Here is a 16409-nt window from a genome sequence, read left to right on the forward strand (position 1 = left end):
AGCACTACCCTATGGCTGCCTAATGTTGCACCGGCTAATCCATAGTTCACGTTAAGTTAATAAGTTTAAACAGCCTCATAGAAACAACCTATTTTGAAAATAAGTCAGGTTGTTTCTATATCTGTATAATTATTCAGCCGTTGTTTTCTGATTTTTTATCCGGTAAACAAAAACAATCACTGCTGTTACAAACAGAATGGACTGCACAAAAATTTTACCCTGATCCGGGTAAGACTGATGAACATTTTCCCATATACGGTACGGCAACAGCAGGATAAAAAGAAAAGGCATGAGTAAGTTAAAGAAGTTTCGCATGGCAGCAGTTTGTTTGAACAGATATTCACCTTTTTAGTGGTAAAGAAATACTAGATACAAGATATAAAATAACCGTTTTGCAAACTATTCCCCGATAAAAAATTAGCTAACCCATTATACAGGTGGTACTCCGCGGTTGCTATTACTTTTTCTAGGCTTTCCTGAAAATATTTTTATTGATTGCTTGTAACTTTCTCTTGCTTGCTGCATTATGGTTCTGCAATTCACTAACAGCCATACGTGTTAAAATTTCCGACATATCAGCCGAAGGTTTCCGATACAGTTTCTGATAACGAATATCAGGAAATTGAAGAGGCCAAACGTGACCCTGAACGCTTCCGCGTGCTATATGAACGCTACTTTAAAATGATGTTTCTGTTTATCCACCGGAAAGTAGATGACAAAAACACCTCCGCCGATTTGGCTTCACAAGTATTTCTAAAAGCTCTGCTTCATTTGCCGGGCTATCAGCACCAGGGGTTGCCCTTTTCTGCCTGGCTTTACCGGATTGCGATTAATGAAGTAATGCAGTTTTTCAGAAAAAATCAACGCATCCGCCAGGTGGTTATTGATGACTATATGCTCAGCAGGCTGCGGGAAGAAACAGAAGAAGCCACGCTGGAAAACTTACAAAAGCAGCTATCTCAGGTAATAGAGCAGCTTTCTCTGGCAGAAGTACAACTGATAGAACTGCGCTTCTATGAAAACAAATCTTTCAAAGAGATAGCCTATATACTGGAGATAAGCGAAAACACGGCCAAAGTACGTGCTTTCCGCCTGCTGGAGAAAATACGGGAGGCCATGCGTAAGCTAAACAACTAAGCCTGCCAGAGGCTAAAGCTCCGTAATGCGCGGAAAATAAATGGATAAAGAACGCCACAAGTATGAGATACAAAATTATGCAAAACCAGGATCCGGTGCCAGATGATGAGATACGCAGCTATCAATCGTTTGATAAACTGCTACGCCAGCACAAACAAGTTTTGTGGAAGAAGATGCTTTACCGGAAACTTGCGTATGGCACAGCAACGGTAAGTATCATAATTGCCAGCCTGGTGTATTATCTGCCTGACACGCCACAGCAGAAGCCAGTTAGTAGCTTGTCTCCAGCCGCCGTGCAGCCTAGCTCTAAACCTCAATTGCCCGGGCAAAAAACGGCTGCCGCTACCAGCACCCCGTCAACGGATACACTTTCTCCCGGACCTGCCCGAACGCCGGTTACAACAGCACCTATAAAGAAAGATGTAGTAAACCCAACAGCCACCAAGAAGATTGCAGAAAAAAAAGAGGCAACCTTACAGCAGAAAGAGGCTGAAGGTTCTTTTGTAGCTGCCTCCCCTACCGGTGGCTATTACCAGCTGTTTGATTATTTTCAGCAATCGCTCCGGTATCCCCGGCAAGCCAGAGAAGATAGTATAACCGGAACAGTTATTATCGGATTTGCTATTAATGCAGAAGGGAAACCACAAGATTTACAAGTTATAAAAAGCGTTCATCCGGCATTAGACGAAGAAGCACTCCGGCTTGTCACAGAGATGCCAGGCTGGATACCTGCGTTGCTTAACGGGAAACCTATTACTACCCGACAAACAGTTCCCTTAACTTTTCAACTGATCACTTCCCAAAAATAAGAAGCCTATGTACCGTTCAAGACTTTTGCTTGCTTGCTTAATCGTGCTCCTGGCTGGTTTAGTATTTTCTGTTCATGTATCCGGACAGGCATTTTCCAGGCTTTCTACTACTGGCTTACCTGCCCTTAGCCAGGCAAAATCAGTTTGGGCAAATTTTGATACAACCAGCAGTAAACTGGAGGTTTTGCTGACCGGAAAAACGGTTGATGGAAAAGGCTTCGTTCAGGCTTATCAACTAGCCGATAGTGCTACCCGGCGCTTCATTCCTTTTGGCAATGAATTGGTTTCCCTTACCGAAGTTACTACAGCTGTACATGATTACAACCACGACAATCTGATAGACCTGCTTATTTCCGGCATCACCGACAATGGAACTCCGGTAACTAAACTTTTCGCTAATAAAAGCAGAGGGGTTTTTGAGGAAGTTTCCACCCCGCTGCCAGGATTACGCAAGGGACAAGTCAGGTGGGTTGACTTAGATAATGATGGATGGAAAGATATTATACTGAATGGTTTAACAGCACAAGACCAACCGCTAACTCAGATTTTCCGGTATACGCCAAGTGGTTTTGTGTTACAGACCCACAATTTACCTGGCATGTCTGATGGAGTTCTACTGGATTTACAGCTAGATAATGATTCCCGCCCCGACTTGTTCATCAGTGGATTATCAGCTTCGGGAAACCCGTTTAGTGCTTTATACAGAAATTCAGGCAATTTTCAATTTGAATTACTCTCTCAGTCGATAGAAGCCTTATATAAGGGCAGTGCCGCTGCCGGTGATTTTAATGCAGATGGAAAAACAGACTTACTCCTAAGCGGACTGAATGCCTCTGACACCCCAGTTACTCAACTGTATCTGCAAGATGGGGAGACTTTCACACCGGCAGGTTTTCCTATGCCAGGGATTTATCAAAGCTCTGTACACCTGGCTGAACTAACCAACGATGGGCTAACTGATATTCTGCTTGCCGGAATAGAAGCTAATGGAAACCCGGTAGCCCAATTGCTCCGCAATGGAGGAGATGGTAAGGCTTATGAACTACCAGCAGCTCTCGGTAATCTAACTACGCCTCATTTTAGTCTCGTAGATTTAACCAGTGATGGTAATTTAGAAATATTGCAAACAGGAAATGCAGGAACCAACCCGCAAATTCATTACCTGTTTAATCTGGCAGCCAAGAAAAATCTTGGCCCGATGGCTCCCACCAACCCGCAGGTGAATAAAGTAGAAAACCAGACAATTTTTACCTGGTCGGCCTCAGCAGATGATTTTACTGCTGCTCCTGTACTAACCTATGAAGTATACATCTGGAGTGAAGATTCCAGATTGTACACAAAAACCTTGGAGATAAGTGGCACAGATAAACGGCGGAATGTGGTAACCCACGGCAGCCAGGGCCAGTTGACCACCTTCACAGTGTATGATTTACCAGAAGGCACCTATGAGTGGGGAATTCAATCTATAGACAATGCATTCGAAACCAGAGGAAAGAAAGGCATTTGCCGGGGAGGCAAGTTTACAGTAAAGCCAGATGGTGTTGTAACAGAGCCTGATCCTGAACCTGTTGCCCGAAAAGAGGTTTTTATACCAACGCTGTTTTCGCCCAACAGTGACGGAAAAAACGATGAATTTAAAGTATATGGTGAAGGATTTGCAGAATTGCATCTGAGAATTTATGACAGATCTGGCGCCCTGCTTTTTGAGACACGCGACATACGTACGGCAACAAATAATGGGTGGGATGGTACTAACAATGGCCGCCCTGTTCCTAATGGCACCTATTTCTGGTCGTTGAGTGGCAGCTATGCCGATGGTACGCAGGTACAATTCAACAGCAAGCAAAGCGGGGCTATCAACCTGATCCGGTAAGCCGCATATGTCCTATTTTTTCAAGCTACTCTTATTGCCTTTATGACTATACAAAAGAGCCCGCCTTCAGTTAGTTTTTTCAGGTTACTCCGGGTAGGTAGTTTAAGTATACTTCTCTGCCTGATTACCCTTCCTTCCTTTGCACAGTACTTTCATTTTACACAATACCATTATACCCCTTTACGGCTAAATCCGGCACTGGTGGGTGCACAAAAAGAAGCACAGGCTCTTTTTCATTACCGGCAGCAGTCTACCAGCACCGACGTGCAATTCAGAACCTCTATGCTTACCGCGTCCTATCCGCTCTTGCAACGGGGAAGCGGCAGGCAATACGGCGGAGTTGGCCTTTCCGTATTAGATGACCGGACAGGGGCAGGTGGCTTATTTACGTTTCAAAGTATTGGGCTTAACGGGGCTTATAATGTAGCCTTACAGGCCAACCAGAGATTGGTGCTGGGCGTACAGGCAAATTATGCTTTAAAAGGAATTTCAACAGAAGGGTTTACTACAGGCAGCCAGTATGTATCGGGCCGAGGGTATGCCCCGGATGCCGATTTAGGTGAAAATTTTGATGCCTACCGGAGTCATTATTTTTCTCTGAGTACTGGTTTATATTGGTATGCATCTGATGCATATGATCAACGGAAAGCCTACGCAGGACTAACTTTATATGATGCCAATCGGCCACAGGAATCGTTTATTTTACAGAGCAAGGTGCCAGCTTCGTTACTTGCCCATGCCGGGTACCGCATCCTGGATCAAAACTCGCTTAGCCTTACGCCAGAATTACTTTATTCCCTTAGTGCAGGCACTACTTACCTCAACCTGGGTGCATTGGCAAGTTATTACCTGGCCGACGACCGCACCAGCCACCTGGATGTTTCCGCGCATTATGTAATCGGACAAGCCGCAAACCTAGGCGTGCAATTTGTACAACCCAGCTATATTCTGGGATTCAGTTATGATCTGCCATTAAACCAATCTACCACCAATACTTACCGGAGTGCTACTGAAATTCTGCTTGCTCTGAAAATGCCTGTGAAAGCTGGGGATAAAAGGAAGAAAAAGAAAAAGCGGAAGTCTAAAAAAACACCCAAAAAGAAAATTACAAAATCGCCGGTAGCGGCTAAGAAAACAACACCTGCTAGCCAGCTGCCTAAAACCAAACAACCGATAGAGAGTCAGGCACCGCCCAAAGTACCTACACCTGCTGATACACTTAGTACCAATCCGGCTACAGATCCTCCGGTAACGGCTAAGAAAGATACAACTCAGCAAAAAGGTCCGGAACTGAATGGATACCTGAGTTTTCTAAAAGAAGACAACGCAATTCAGTTTAAATTCAATAGTGAAGACCTGGACGAAAGCAGTTATCCTTACCTGGATCAGCTGGCAATATCCTTGCAGCAAAGCCCGGATTACCGGCTATTAATTATAGGACATACCGATGATACGGGCAGTGCTTCGTACAATCAATCTTTGTCCTTACGACGGGCACAACGGGTGGCAGATTATCTGGCAGAAAAAGGCATAAACCGCAGCCGTTTTACCATTAACGGAAAAGGTGAATCACAGCCTCTAGTACCCAACATAAATGACCAGCAACGGGCACTGAACCGGCGGGTAGAATTTACTCTATACCAGGAATAAATGTATTTTCTGAAACATGCAAACTAACCATTAACATAAAATGAATTCTGTTAATGGTTACGTATTGATTACTTGCAACACTGCTTCAAACATACTTGCAAACCGCTGCTGTTTCATGAAGTTATGCCTGATGCAGGGATATTGCTCCTATACCAGTTTGAGGTGCAGATTTCTTCTTTAAGAAGCCATTGTTATTTCTCCCCTACCACAATCTGTTTCTTTAATATAAATAGTACACTTTCGTTTCAATATCTCCCTTTGAGCCATATGGCAGCGTGGTAGTACTTACTAATTGCCACCCCTGCTGGGTAAAGTAGTTCAAGGCATCTAAAATATTGCCTCCTTTAAGCACTTCTTTTATGCGGGCTGGATTAACTAAACTATCTAACGGACTACGCAGGGCAGGCATTTCCAGATCAGGCCTTCCCAGTAAATAGCCACTATTAGGGGCCCAGGCGGTTAAATGAATATAATACTCAATGGTTTTACTTTGAGCAAATCCTGCTTGAGCAAACCCTAGCCAAAGCAGTATTCCTAGTATTTTCTTCATGTGTTACTATTACCTGATAATTTATTAAACAAAAGAGGGATGAGTGATACTTACTTAAATCTGATTCCGTACGGGTTGATAATACAATCCGGCCAGTCCGGATCTAAAGTGTTTTGTCCGGATTAACCGCAGATTAACCCGTTGCTGTATATTTTTAAATAAAGGAATACCCGCACCTAACACCACCGGATGTACCCCAATCCGGTACTCATCAATCAGATTCAGGTTAACAAAGGTAGTAATCAATCCGCCGCCCCCAAAAAGCCAGATATCCTTGCCTGCCTGTTGCTTTATTTCCTGCACTCTTTCAGAAATAGAATCTTTAATTAAGATAGCTGAGCCCGCTACCTTTTCAAGTGTGCTGGAAAACACATACTTAGTAAGTGTATTTACTTTGCCATAAAAGTCCCTTTCTGCCTCCGGCCTGTCGGCTCCGGGTTGATAATGGCCAAATAGTTCATAGCTGACCCGGCCATACAATACAGCATCTATTCCTTGAATAAATGTATTCAGCTCTGCTGCTACTTCGTCATCAAAAACACACCAGTCAATCTCTCCATTGGCTCCTTCAATAAATCCGTCGAGCGAAACGGCTAAGTCTAAGATAATTTTTCTCATATTGAAACAGAAACTACTTCCTGCTAAAAATACTATAGAATACTTTATGAACCATAGCAACCGGCGTACATTCTTAGGCGCTGCTTTTTTGATGGCCACTTCCGCGGTAGGCCCTGGATTCTTAACGCAGACCGTTGTTTTTACACAATCGCTGGGAGCTAGTTTTGGCTTTGTTATTCTTACCTCAGTGCTTCTGGATATTGGGGTGCAATTAAACGTCTGGCGAATTATGGTTGTATCCGGCCAACGGGCACAGGATATTGCCAATCAGGTATTTCCAGGATTAGGTACGGGCATTTCTCTGCTGATTGTATTGGGTGGACTGGCTTTCAATATTGGCAACATTGGAGGAGCCGGGCTTGGGTTTGACGTACTCCTGGGAATTCCGGCCCACTGGGGTGCATTGATAGCCGCCGGAATATCTATTGCCATCTTTCTAGTGAAGGAAGCCGGCAAATTAATGGACCGTTTTGTACAGTTCATGGGCCTGCTAATTATCTGCCTGATTATATATGTAGCCTTTGCATCTGAGCCACCTTTTAGCGAAGCGCTTACAAAAACATTCGTTCCGGACAGAATAGATGCCATATCTATTGTAACGCTGGTGGGTGGTACGGTTGGCGGGTATATTACCTTTTCTGGCGGACACCGTTTGCTGGATGCCGGGCTAACGGGCAAAGCGGTACTGCCGCAAGTAACCCAAAGTGCTATTTCCGGAATAAGCGTTGCCTCGCTGATCCGGATTTTTTTGTTTCTGGCGGCCCTGGGTGTAGTAAGCAAAGGGTTGCCTCTGGATGCGGCCAATCCGCCCGCTTCCGTTTTCTCTCAGGCTGCCGGCACGGTAGGTTATAAACTTTTTGGAGTGGTTATGCTCTCTGCAGCTATTACATCGGTTATCGGTTCGGCGTATACGTCTGTTTCCTTTATTAAATCCTTCAGCAAACCTGTTCAACTATATGAAAACTGGGTTATTATTGGCTTTATTGCTTTATCCACCATTATTTATGTGTGGGTGGGCAGGCCGGTACAACTGCTGATTTTAGCCGGCGCCTTGAATGGGCTTATATTACCTGTTACCTTGGGGAGCATATTACTTGCTGCCAATACTAAACGTATTATGGGCAGCTACAAGCATCCGGTCTGGCTTACCGTTTTTGGAATTCTGGTGGTACTGCTAATGGCCTGGATGGGTAGTTATACGCTTATTCAGCAGTTACCTCAATTATTCAACTAATCAACTGACAATGGTAAATTGAACGCTTTGTCACTGTTGTGCCAGTGCCTGCTATATCTTTACACAGACAAACCCGTAAACAAGCAATTATTCCAACCATAGCTAAATTAGTATACACGATGAACCATACAACAAGATGGAGTTTGCAAGGCAAATATACCCTCATAACCGGAGGAACCCGGGGCATAGGCAAAGCCATTGCAGAAGAGTTACTGGCTTTAGGTGCCCAGGTATGTATCGTTTCCAGAAAAGAAACGGAGGTAAATAACCAGGTAGCCGAATGGCAACAAAACAACTTGCCAGCCCTAGGCTTTGCTGCTGACTTAAGTACTGCTGATGAACGGGAAAAACTGAAGGCTTTTATTGAGAGCAAATGGGGTAAACTGGATGTGCTGGTAAATAATGTAGGAACCAATATCCGCAAAAAAACTCCGGAATATTCCTCTGCCGAGTACCATTTGCTTATGCAAACCAACCTGACTTCTGCCTTCCATTTATGCCAGCTTTTTTATCCCTTGCTGAAAGCCGCCGGTCAAAGTAGTATTGTTAATATTTCATCTGTTTCCGGACTTGTGCATGTGCGGAGCGGCTCTATTTATGGAATGACGAAAGGTGCCATGAACCAGCTGACCAGAAACTTAGCCTGTGAGTGGGCAGCAGATGGAATCCGGGTAAATGCGGTGGCTCCCTGGTATATTGAAACCCCACTGGCGCAAGCCGTATTGCAAGACAAAGCGTATCTGGAAAATATCCTCCAACGGACACCCATGCGTAAAATCGGACAACCAGAAGATGTAGCTGGCACGGTTGCCTTTTTGTGTATGCCTGCAGCAGCCTACATTACCGGCCAGTGTATTGCCGTAGATGGGGGATTTACAGTATATGGATTTTAATATAAATTTGCCCTTATGCAAATAGCCTTAGTAACCTACGATGATCAGGGAAGATATGCTTCTTCTGTAGAAAATGAAGACAACCAGCTGCGCCAGTTTTTATTACAAAAAGGCCTAAACATCCAGCCAGAAATATGGACAGACCCACACGTTAACTGGCAGGCGTATGATTTGGCCATCTTAAAATCTCCCTGGGATTATTTTGATAAAATAGAGCAGTTTTATAGCTGGCTGGATAAGATGGAAAACTTAAATATTCCTTTACTCAACCCAGCCACTGTTGTCCGCTGGAATGCTGATAAACACTACCTGGCAACTATCGAAGCCAGCGGTTTGCGCGTAACCCCAACCTTGTTTCTGGAAAAAGGGCAGTCACCATCGTTAAACGATTATTTTGAAACCTTTCAAAGCTCAAAAATTGTAATAAAACCCTGTGTGAGTGGAGGATCTAAACACACCTTTGCCATCGGCAGAGAAGACATTGACCAACTTACTCCCCAGCTAACCTCCCTGCTTCAGCAGGAAGCCTTTATGGTACAACCCTTTTTAGAGCAGATACAGCAGGAAGGGGAATGGTCTTTTATTTACTTTAACGGGCAGTTTAGCCATAGTCTGCTCAAAAAAGCCCGCACCGGCGATTTCCGCGTACAGCATTATTTGGGAGGCACCATTCACCCAGACCCGGCACCAGCCCACATCCTTTCAGAAGCATCAGCCTATGTAGAGGCATTTACCAAAAACTGTTTGTATGCCAGAGTAGACGGGTTGATCATCAACAATCATTTCGTGCTGATGGAACTGGAATTAATAGAGCCGTTTTTGTTTTTGTTCACCTACCCAGGCAGTTATGAAAAGTACTACCAGGCACTAAAGAGGTTTATCTAATGGGTTTGCATGCAAAAACTGGTTATGTCAGAAATTATTTGGCAGGAAATTCACAAACAGCTTAAACAAATACTACCCCTATTTTGATTATATACCTATGCTTCTTTCTCTCCTGCTTTTAAATGACTAACTTCCTGGGTACACTTACGTTATTGTGCTGCCTGATAAGTACTTCCGGTCAGGCACAAGTCTTCCGGTGGGCGAAAGAACGGGTTATCCGGTTTCTGGCTGACTCTACCGAACCAGGGCAGCCTCAGTTTATTGCTTATCCTACATTGGCTTATTCCCCTGAAACAGGCTTAGAGATTGGTGTTAGCTCCCTGTATTTATATTATGCCCGCAAAGATACAACCAACCGCTTGAGTGAAGTTGCAGCTTTTACATTCATTACCTTAGAACGGCAGTATGGCTTATGGCTGGACCATGCCTTGTACACTCACCAGAATAAATGGTTTGTATTGGGGCGCTTGCGCTTTCAACGTTTTCCTTTATTATACTATGGCATTGGCCCGCAAACGCCTTCCCAATACCAGGCGGTGGTAGATGCTAATGCTATCTTGCTGCGCGAACGTTTTTTGCGAAAAGTAAAAGGATCATTTTATGCTGGGCTGGAGGTAGATTATCAGCAACTAACCAATGTTTCGTTTGAGAGAAATCCCGAGTTTGTGGATCAACCAAACCCGGTAGGCAGTGAAGGTTCCAGGAACTTGGGCATAGGTCTGGGCCTGGTGTACGATAACCGGCACAACGTGTTGAATGTACGGCATGGCTTCTTTGCGGAAACTGGCTTTTTACGCTATACCCGGGCTCTGGGCAGTAACTATACCTTTACTAATTTCTTCTTCGACACCCGGTATTTTCATCCCATAGCCCGTAAACAAGTGCTGGCTACCCAGGTATTTGCTTTGTTCAATAACGGAAATGTTCCCTTTAATCAACTGGCTTTGCTGGGTGGCGAAAGTGTAATGCGGGGCTACTACCTGGGCCGTTACCGGGACAAAAACCTTATAGCTTCTCAGGTAGAATACCGCTGGCTACCTTTTCCATTCAGCAAACGTTTTGGCGGTACCTTATTTGTTGGCGCTGGTAATGTGGCACCAGGCCTGGGTGAATTCCGTTTTCAGAGTGTAAAAGTATCTGGTGGGGGTGGTCTGCGTTTTTTGCTGTTCCCTAAAAAAGATGTATTCACCCGCCTGGATTTTGCATTCAGTAAAGAGAGCAACGGCTTTTATATATTTATCGGGGAGGCGTTTTAAAGCAATTTTTCATATCTAAAATTATATTGGCAACAAGCGTAGTCATTGAAATATAGGTTGGTTAAACATTCATTAGGTCATGTACAATAGCAAACCTGACCAGACCGGCGGTATTTTTTACATTAAGTTTTCTAAGCAGATTTTTGCGGTGTGTATCTACTGTATAGGTCGCTAAATACAGAGATTCAGCAATTTCAGGGGAAGTTTTTCCCTGAACCAATAATTTTAAAATTTCGCCTTCCCGCCTGGTCAGGTTATACGTTTTCCCAAAGTCTTCCCTGGCGGGTTTGTTTTCAGCTATCAACGAAGATTTTATAGCTACTTCTTTACTGATGTACTGGCCATTCTTCACCACACAATGGATTGCTTCAAATAATTCTTCCTTCCCGGTATTCTTAATCAAATAGCCGGCTGCCCCCTGCTCCATCAGCGTTTTAGCAAAGGTAGCATCTGTATACATAGATAAGATCAGGACTTTTACCTCGGGGAAATGGCTATGCACCTGCTTAGTGACTTCCATACCGTCCATGCCAGGCATATTAATATCCAGAATGAGTACGTCTACCTGGTTATTCTGCAAAAAATGTAAGGCGCTTGCCCCATCATAGGCTTCGCCAACAATGTGAAATTCCCTGCGGGTTTGCAGCAATCTTTTAAGGCCGTCCACGAACATCTGGTGGTCATCGGCTATGAATATATGTATTGTTGTTCTCATTGGGCATCGTATGAAATGGAATAGTAATAATGATTGTTGTGCCGCTTTGTGGCGAAGTGTCTATAGATAAGTTACCACCTACTATTTTTACCCTGGACTCTACATTGATCAACCCAATCCCTTTTTCTTTACCCGCAGGCTGGCTAAATCCTTTTCCATCGTCTTCTACCAGCAGCGAGATGTACTCATTTTCTTTTACCAATTGAATGACTGCTTTATGTGCCCCGGCATGCTTGAGTATATTATTGAACAGTTCCAGCACAATGCGGTAGAGGTGTAACTCTATATGACGGTCTATTCTTTCTTCAAAACCATACACTTCTACATCTACCCAAAGTTTGCCATTGTGGTTGATTTGTCGGGCCATGTTTTGCAGGACAATCCCCAACCCAAAATGCTCCAGGGCTACCGGAAGCATATTATGCGAAATATTTCTAACCTCCTGGCAGGCTTTGTCTATCAGGTCAAGCATGTCCTGATAAGCCATTTTTTCCTGTTTGGAAAAATTTTTACCCTGGTGATCTATCCGCTCTACGTTTAGCTTCAGGGCCGACAGCAACCCACCCAGGCCATCATGCAGTTCTTCGGCTACTCTTTTCCGTTCCCTCTCCTCCCCGATCAGAATGTATTGGTTCACTTCCTGCTGTTTCTGCATGATTTGCTGCGTTTTCTCTTGTACCCGTTGCTGAAGTTCCATATTTAGATTTTCTTTAAGCTCATTCAAGTTTTCGAGCCGTTCAATAGCTAACTGCTGCGTTCTCTCTTTTTCTTCTTTAATGATCTTCAATCGCTCCAGCAGCGATACATCAATAATTGAAACATAAAAAGTCAGAAATAGCAAGAGCACGTAGCTGGCATATTTAAAATCCGGGGTGTAGAGTTCTCTGGAGACGGCGAGCACCAGTACCATCAATAATAAGGAAACAGTATAGAATCTGGCATAGCTGTAGCGTTTGTAGAGATAAATAATGTTCATCCCCAATAAACTTCCATGTCCGATCAGCAGCATCGGATACATCATACGCACGGTTAACTGGTTCACCAGCCCATTTGTAAAACAAGCAAAAATGAGTATCAGAGAAGTATATTTACATGCCGTAATAAGCCGCAGATAGATAGGATGGACAGTATCTTTATTTATCATGCCTTCCGTCAGAATGAAGGTAAGAAAGATGACCAGGTACACAAAGAAATGGGGAGCTCTGTCTCCTACATAAGGTAGCCCTGGCCATAAAAGCTGGAAGGCCAAACCACTTAGCGAAAAAAGCAGCATCAGCAAGGAGAAAAGGTAACAGGCAAACCAGAGAAATGCTTTATCCCGGAAAATAGCATACAAGTATACATTGTGCAGTAGAAGCAATAAGAGCAAGCCAAAAAAAATACCCAGGGCCAGTTGCTTTGTATAATCTTTTTCCCAGAAATGCCGCTCCGTAGCTAAGGTAAAATACAAGGCAGAGGCTCTGCCCCGGTTATCTAGCCGGAAATAATAGCTGCGGGTTTCCTGCGGCTGCAATTCTACCGGATACAAAAAACTTCGGTGGTTTACAAACCTGGTATGGAATGGGTAATCGTCGCCGCTTTTGTTCTCCCGAATTATCTTCCCCTGGCTAACCTCATAAAACAGGATTTCATTAAAGTTTACATACGCTTGCTCAATGAACAGGTGCTGTAGTTTATCAGATTCATTATGGATGGTGAAATACACCCAATTAAGTTTGCGGGCACTCCACTCATAGGGTATTTCCCTGGATTCAGGTTTTTGAAATGAATACTGTTCCGCCTGTGCAAGCAACTGCTGTACTGTTAACGAGGCATCCCCAGTTTGATAGACCCATACGTTTTGAAGAAGATCCCGGCTGATAAAATTATTTCCAACAGATACTACATTTTGCCGAGAAAAACTTTTGGCTGCTGAAGCTTGTGTAAGGCCAATGATCAGCCAAATACTCCATATACAATATCTGAAGTGAAAATACATGTCAACCCTTATCAGCTTAATGGCCTGGATACAGGTTGTAAATTACATAGTTTCTCAGCCAAGAAAAATACCTAATTGTTGGTATTTTTCATTTCAGAAGGCGAAAAAACGAAGTATAGCTACGGCTAATTTTTATGTGTTGCCGTAGACCTGAACCAAAGTTCATCTGCCATTTCTTCACTCCAAATCAATTTAACGCCTGCCCGCCGGCAATCATTAATAAAATCATTCAGGTCATCCGGAAGATGGAGGCTTTCTGCATTAATCGTGTAGCTTGATTCGCCGAACCGGATAATATTCCGGTCCTCAGAACTATCGATGTAGCAGCCACAATAAGCATAGTACTCCCACCCTTCGAACAATGCTGGAATATTTTGTGGATAAAATGGCTGCATATAAAGTTTCTGTGCATACTCCTGGGGCACAGAGGGAAAATACTGAACAAACTCTTTTAAACATACGGATTGCATAACTACAATAGACTTTCTGAAGGACGTGCACTAGTCTAAAGATAAAGAAACTCACTCAAAATTTGCAATTGCAAATTTACAATTGTATATTTAATAAACCATTTTTACCTATGACAATTGTAAGTACTTCTTTAGAACGGGCCAGTCAATGGGACCAGATTTGCTTTCCGGTGCATACCTTACCTCTGGCCCAATTACTGCCTGCTTCCTATGAACTTTTAGCTACCGACCGGCAAACAGCTGTGGTGGGTGAGGGTGAGCCCGGCAGTTTTCAGGTATTTGCTTTACAAGGAAAAGACTACAGCCTGATCCCCAATACATTATTACGCGAGGTAGTAGATAGCTGCATTTCTGACTATAAACTGGATATCCACTTTTCGGACCGGGGAGAGTTCAGTATTGCTATTATTTTGCCCCAACCAGTCCGTATCGGAGAAGAACAAGTGTATAAAACGCTGATATTAAATAACTCATACACAGGAAAAACACCCTTTACCATTCAGGGCACTACGCTGAAAGATGAACGGACCAATAAAGCTAGAATAAGCTTTTACAGGCAACTCTGTTCCAACAGCTTAATGGGCTGGGCAGACGACTTTAGCAGCCTGGAACAGTACCAGTCATGGCTCGGATCAGGACAAATGCCAAAAATCAATAATTCTCTGGTAGATCCTACATCCGTAGTGCATAAAAAGATTTCTCACAAAAAACTGGACCTATCCTGGTTTGAGCAATACTTAAAAGAAGTGATCAGTAGTTTTTTGTCGCAGCATACATCCGTTACTGCCCAGGTGCATAGCCGGCTTACGCAGGTTAGTCCGCCGAAGCAAGTGCAGGAACTGATTGTAGAAACCGGCATTCCTAAGCAACTCGCTAAAATTGCGATGGAAAGGCTCCGGAAAGAAGAAAAGATACTGAAAACAGAGCCTACGTTGTGGCTGGTGTACAACGCCATTAACTATTCGCTGCTGAACAGCCGCAGCTCACTTACCATTGGCGACCGGTATGAGCTAGATAAGAAAGCTTTGCATCACCTGGCTGCTTTGGCCTTTTAATGTTTCAAACAGTTACAAATATCCATATACCGATCAATTTTATACTGCTATGACAAACGTACTTATAACCAAACTCGATTATATCCGGCTTAAAGAAAGTTTACAGCGGGTAAAGACTTCTAACCAGGAGCATATTACTCAGGCGAATGCGTTGCTGCGAAATGTGCATCAGGCTACAGTGGTAGAGTCCACAGAGATTCCGCCGGATGTGGTTACGATGAACTCTTTGGTCCGTATTGTATATCTGAGCACTGACCGCATTATGGTACTTCGCCTGGTGTATCCGGAACAAGCAGATATCAAGCAGAACAGGATTTCTATTCTGGCGCCTTTGGCTATGGCCTTGCTGGGCAGCAAGAAGGGAGACGTTATTCATTTAAAGTTGCCCAAAGGCATTGTATCTATTAAAGTAGATAGTTTGCTCTACCAGCCGGAAGCAGCAGGAAATTATCAACTCTGACATATTTGTAAACTCCGGCTTGCCGGAGTTTATGTTAATAACTTATTCATCCCTTACTGCCTATGAAATGGCTATTATTTTTTAAAGAAAAAAACAAGCTGGTATTTTTACTTCCAGTAATGGTTATTTTAATCCTTACGCTGATTGTGGCGTCTAAAAGCCAGATAAGTCAGGTGGATAAGTCGGTACATTCTATTTACCACGACCGGCTGGTAGCAGGCAGGTCCATTACCCAAATGATGGATCTGCATTATCAAAATCATTTTTTGCTGGATAAATATATTCACGCAGATACCTTACTCAAGCAAGCCACCCTAGAAGAGCAAGTAGTTTACAACTATCAGCAGATGGATAGTATTATGCATGAGTTTAGAAAAACAGTTTTGGTAGCCGAGGAGAAAGAAGCTCTGCAGGCATATGAATTAAAAAACAAAGCTCACCGGACTTTTCAGCAACAGATTTTCGGGCTCTCTCCTTCAACAAGGCAAGCCTCCCAACTGGTTTTGTATAGCCAGCAGGAAGAGAGCTCGTTCCAGTCTGTACTGCATATCCTGCGTCAACTCTCTATGGTGCAACCAAGGGTAGGCAAAGCCCTGCTACAAGATTCCCAGCAAAGTATCCGTCTTATTCAAGAGCTATCTTTTTTAGAAATAGCCTTTGTAATTATCCTTTTTGCCATTATTGAGATGATTATTTTTTTATTACTGGTGAGAGTGGGTAGCAGTTTGCATCCTCAAAAACAGAAATTCTGGTTGAATTAATCTTAGCTCTATATTCGGAAAGCGGCAGCGAAGGCAGATAAAATGGCTTCGTTCGTTTTACTATT

Annotated in this window: 17 protein-coding genes; 11 read left to right on the plus strand and 6 right to left on the minus strand. The window is 43.6% G+C overall.

The genetic code is table 11. The features are described 5' to 3' along the window. Window positions 1-129 precede the first annotated feature (129 nt). Window positions 130-315, minus strand: coding sequence for a hypothetical protein (locus tag Q0590_RS17475; RefSeq protein ID WP_302038872.1), 186 nt, complete (start codon window positions 313-315; stop codon window positions 130-132). Between the two features lie 240 nt (window positions 316-555). Between Q0590_RS17475 and Q0590_RS17480 the strand changes: the two genes are divergently transcribed. The 4 genes from Q0590_RS17480 to Q0590_RS17495 all read left to right on the plus strand — a co-directional run bounded on the left by Q0590_RS17480 (window position 556) and on the right by Q0590_RS17495 (window position 5469). After that, window positions 556-1137: an RNA polymerase sigma factor gene (locus Q0590_RS17480; RefSeq protein WP_302038873.1), complete on the plus strand. Its 582-nt coding sequence runs from the start codon at window positions 556-558 to the stop codon at window positions 1135-1137. A 77-nt stretch (window positions 1138-1214) separates the two neighbouring features. Beyond that, the gene (locus tag Q0590_RS17485; RefSeq protein WP_302038874.1) at window positions 1215-1946 is read left to right on the plus strand and encodes an energy transducer TonB; all 732 of its coding nucleotides are present in this window, start codon (window positions 1215-1217) and stop codon (window positions 1944-1946) included. A gap of 7 nt (window positions 1947-1953) precedes the next feature. Beyond that, window positions 1954-3819 carry an FG-GAP-like repeat-containing protein gene (locus Q0590_RS17490; RefSeq protein WP_302038875.1) on the plus strand — a complete coding sequence of 622 codons (1866 nt, stop codon included), beginning with the start codon at window positions 1954-1956 and terminating at the stop codon, window positions 3817-3819. Window positions 3820-3861: 42 nt separating this feature from the next. Next, on the plus strand, window positions 3862-5469 hold the full coding sequence (locus tag Q0590_RS17495) for a PorP/SprF family type IX secretion system membrane protein (protein WP_302038876.1): 1608 nt from the start codon (window positions 3862-3864) through the stop codon (window positions 5467-5469). 220 nt (window positions 5470-5689) lie between these two features. Here Q0590_RS17495 and Q0590_RS17500 read toward each other — a convergent pair whose 3' ends face one another. Both Q0590_RS17500 and Q0590_RS17505 read right to left on the minus strand, forming a co-directional pair. Then, window positions 5690-6019 carry a hypothetical protein gene (locus tag Q0590_RS17500; protein WP_302038877.1) on the minus strand — a complete coding sequence of 110 codons (330 nt, stop codon included), beginning with the start codon at window positions 6017-6019 and terminating at the stop codon, window positions 5690-5692. Window positions 6020-6073: 54 nt separating this feature from the next. Further along, window positions 6074-6637, minus strand: a complete 564-nt coding sequence (locus tag Q0590_RS17505) for a dihydrofolate reductase family protein (protein ID WP_302038878.1) — start codon at window positions 6635-6637, stop codon at window positions 6074-6076. 46 nt (window positions 6638-6683) lie between these two features. On the opposite strand from Q0590_RS17505, the gene Q0590_RS17510 reads away from it, so the two are divergent. From Q0590_RS17510 to Q0590_RS17525, 4 genes are all read left to right on the plus strand, one after another. Next, the gene (locus Q0590_RS17510; RefSeq protein WP_302038879.1) at window positions 6684-7871 is read left to right on the plus strand and encodes an NRAMP family divalent metal transporter; all 1188 of its coding nucleotides are present in this window, start codon (window positions 6684-6686) and stop codon (window positions 7869-7871) included. 119 nt (window positions 7872-7990) lie between these two features. Further along, window positions 7991-8764 (plus strand): SDR family oxidoreductase, encoded by a 774-nt coding sequence (locus Q0590_RS17515; protein WP_302038880.1) that lies wholly within the window; start codon window positions 7991-7993, stop codon window positions 8762-8764. Window positions 8765-8779: 15 nt separating this feature from the next. Next, window positions 8780-9649 carry an ATP-grasp domain-containing protein gene (locus Q0590_RS17520; RefSeq protein WP_302038881.1) on the plus strand — a complete coding sequence of 290 codons (870 nt, stop codon included), beginning with the start codon at window positions 8780-8782 and terminating at the stop codon, window positions 9647-9649. Between the two features lie 122 nt (window positions 9650-9771). Continuing rightward, a complete protein-coding gene (locus Q0590_RS17525; RefSeq protein ID WP_302038882.1) occupies window positions 9772-10905 on the plus strand; it encodes a BamA/TamA family outer membrane protein in 1134 nt (377 codons plus the stop codon). Between the two features lie 61 nt (window positions 10906-10966). Here Q0590_RS17525 and Q0590_RS17530 read toward each other — a convergent pair whose 3' ends face one another. The 3 genes from Q0590_RS17530 to Q0590_RS17540 form a co-directional block, all read right to left on the minus strand. Then, window positions 10967-11620: a response regulator gene (locus Q0590_RS17530; protein WP_302038883.1), complete on the minus strand. Its 654-nt coding sequence runs from the start codon at window positions 11618-11620 to the stop codon at window positions 10967-10969. After that, complete coding sequence (locus Q0590_RS17535) at window positions 11586-13598, minus strand: sensor histidine kinase (RefSeq protein ID WP_302038884.1); 2013 nt, start codon at window positions 13596-13598, stop codon at window positions 11586-11588. Before Q0590_RS17535 ends, Q0590_RS17530 begins: the two co-directional genes overlap by 35 nt. Window positions 13599-13723: 125 nt before the next feature. Further along, window positions 13724-14068 (minus strand): hypothetical protein, encoded by a 345-nt coding sequence (locus Q0590_RS17540; RefSeq protein ID WP_302038885.1) that lies wholly within the window; start codon window positions 14066-14068, stop codon window positions 13724-13726. A gap of 110 nt (window positions 14069-14178) precedes the next feature. On the opposite strand from Q0590_RS17540, the gene Q0590_RS17545 reads away from it, so the two are divergent. The 3 genes from Q0590_RS17545 to Q0590_RS17555 all read left to right on the plus strand — a co-directional run bounded on the left by Q0590_RS17545 (window position 14179) and on the right by Q0590_RS17555 (window position 16344). Then, on the plus strand, window positions 14179-15123 hold the full coding sequence (locus Q0590_RS17545) for a hypothetical protein (protein ID WP_302038886.1): 945 nt from the start codon (window positions 14179-14181) through the stop codon (window positions 15121-15123). 49 nt (window positions 15124-15172) lie between these two features. Continuing rightward, a complete protein-coding gene (locus Q0590_RS17550) occupies window positions 15173-15583 on the plus strand; it encodes a GreA/GreB family elongation factor (RefSeq protein WP_302038887.1) in 411 nt (136 codons plus the stop codon). A gap of 62 nt (window positions 15584-15645) precedes the next feature. Then, window positions 15646-16344, plus strand: a complete 699-nt coding sequence (locus Q0590_RS17555) for an MCP four helix bundle domain-containing protein (protein WP_302038888.1) — start codon at window positions 15646-15648, stop codon at window positions 16342-16344. Window positions 16345-16409: the final 65 nt, after the last annotated feature.

It is taken from the genome of Rhodocytophaga aerolata, assembly GCF_030503435.1.
Classification (GTDB): Bacteria; Bacteroidota; Bacteroidia; order Cytophagales; family 172606-1; genus Rhodocytophaga; species Rhodocytophaga aerolata.

Coding starts and splice junctions, on each gene's coding strand:
- Q0590_RS17515 (WP_302038880.1), top strand. CDS start 7,991: ATGAACCATACAACAAGATGGAGTTTGCAAGGCAAATATACCCTCATA.
- Q0590_RS17495 (WP_302038876.1), top strand. CDS start 3,862: ATGACTATACAAAAGAGCCCGCCTTCAGTTAGTTTTTTCAGGTTACTC.
- Q0590_RS17525 (WP_302038882.1), top strand. CDS start 9,772: ATGACTAACTTCCTGGGTACACTTACGTTATTGTGCTGCCTGATAAGT.
- Q0590_RS17505 (WP_302038878.1), bottom strand. CDS start 6,637: ATGAGAAAAATTATCTTAGACTTAGCCGTTTCGCTCGACGGATTTATT.
- Q0590_RS17520 (WP_302038881.1), top strand. CDS start 8,780: ATGCAAATAGCCTTAGTAACCTACGATGATCAGGGAAGATATGCTTCT.
- Q0590_RS17535 (WP_302038884.1), bottom strand. CDS start 13,598: ATGTATTTTCACTTCAGATATTGTATATGGAGTATTTGGCTGATCATT.
- Q0590_RS17530 (WP_302038883.1), bottom strand. CDS start 11,620: ATGAGAACAACAATACATATATTCATAGCCGATGACCACCAGATGTTC.
- Q0590_RS17540 (WP_302038885.1), bottom strand. CDS start 14,068: ATGCAATCCGTATGTTTAAAAGAGTTTGTTCAGTATTTTCCCTCTGTG.
- Q0590_RS17500 (WP_302038877.1), bottom strand. CDS start 6,019: ATGAAGAAAATACTAGGAATACTGCTTTGGCTAGGGTTTGCTCAAGCA.
- Q0590_RS17510 (WP_302038879.1), top strand. CDS start 6,684: ATGAACCATAGCAACCGGCGTACATTCTTAGGCGCTGCTTTTTTGATG.
- Q0590_RS17545 (WP_302038886.1), top strand. CDS start 14,179: ATGACAATTGTAAGTACTTCTTTAGAACGGGCCAGTCAATGGGACCAG.
- Q0590_RS17475 (WP_302038872.1), bottom strand. CDS start 315: ATGCGAAACTTCTTTAACTTACTCATGCCTTTTCTTTTTATCCTGCTG.
- Q0590_RS17550 (WP_302038887.1), top strand. CDS start 15,173: ATGACAAACGTACTTATAACCAAACTCGATTATATCCGGCTTAAAGAA.
- Q0590_RS17485 (WP_302038874.1), top strand. CDS start 1,215: ATGCAAAACCAGGATCCGGTGCCAGATGATGAGATACGCAGCTATCAA.
- Q0590_RS17555 (WP_302038888.1), top strand. CDS start 15,646: ATGAAATGGCTATTATTTTTTAAAGAAAAAAACAAGCTGGTATTTTTA.
- Q0590_RS17490 (WP_302038875.1), top strand. CDS start 1,954: ATGTACCGTTCAAGACTTTTGCTTGCTTGCTTAATCGTGCTCCTGGCT.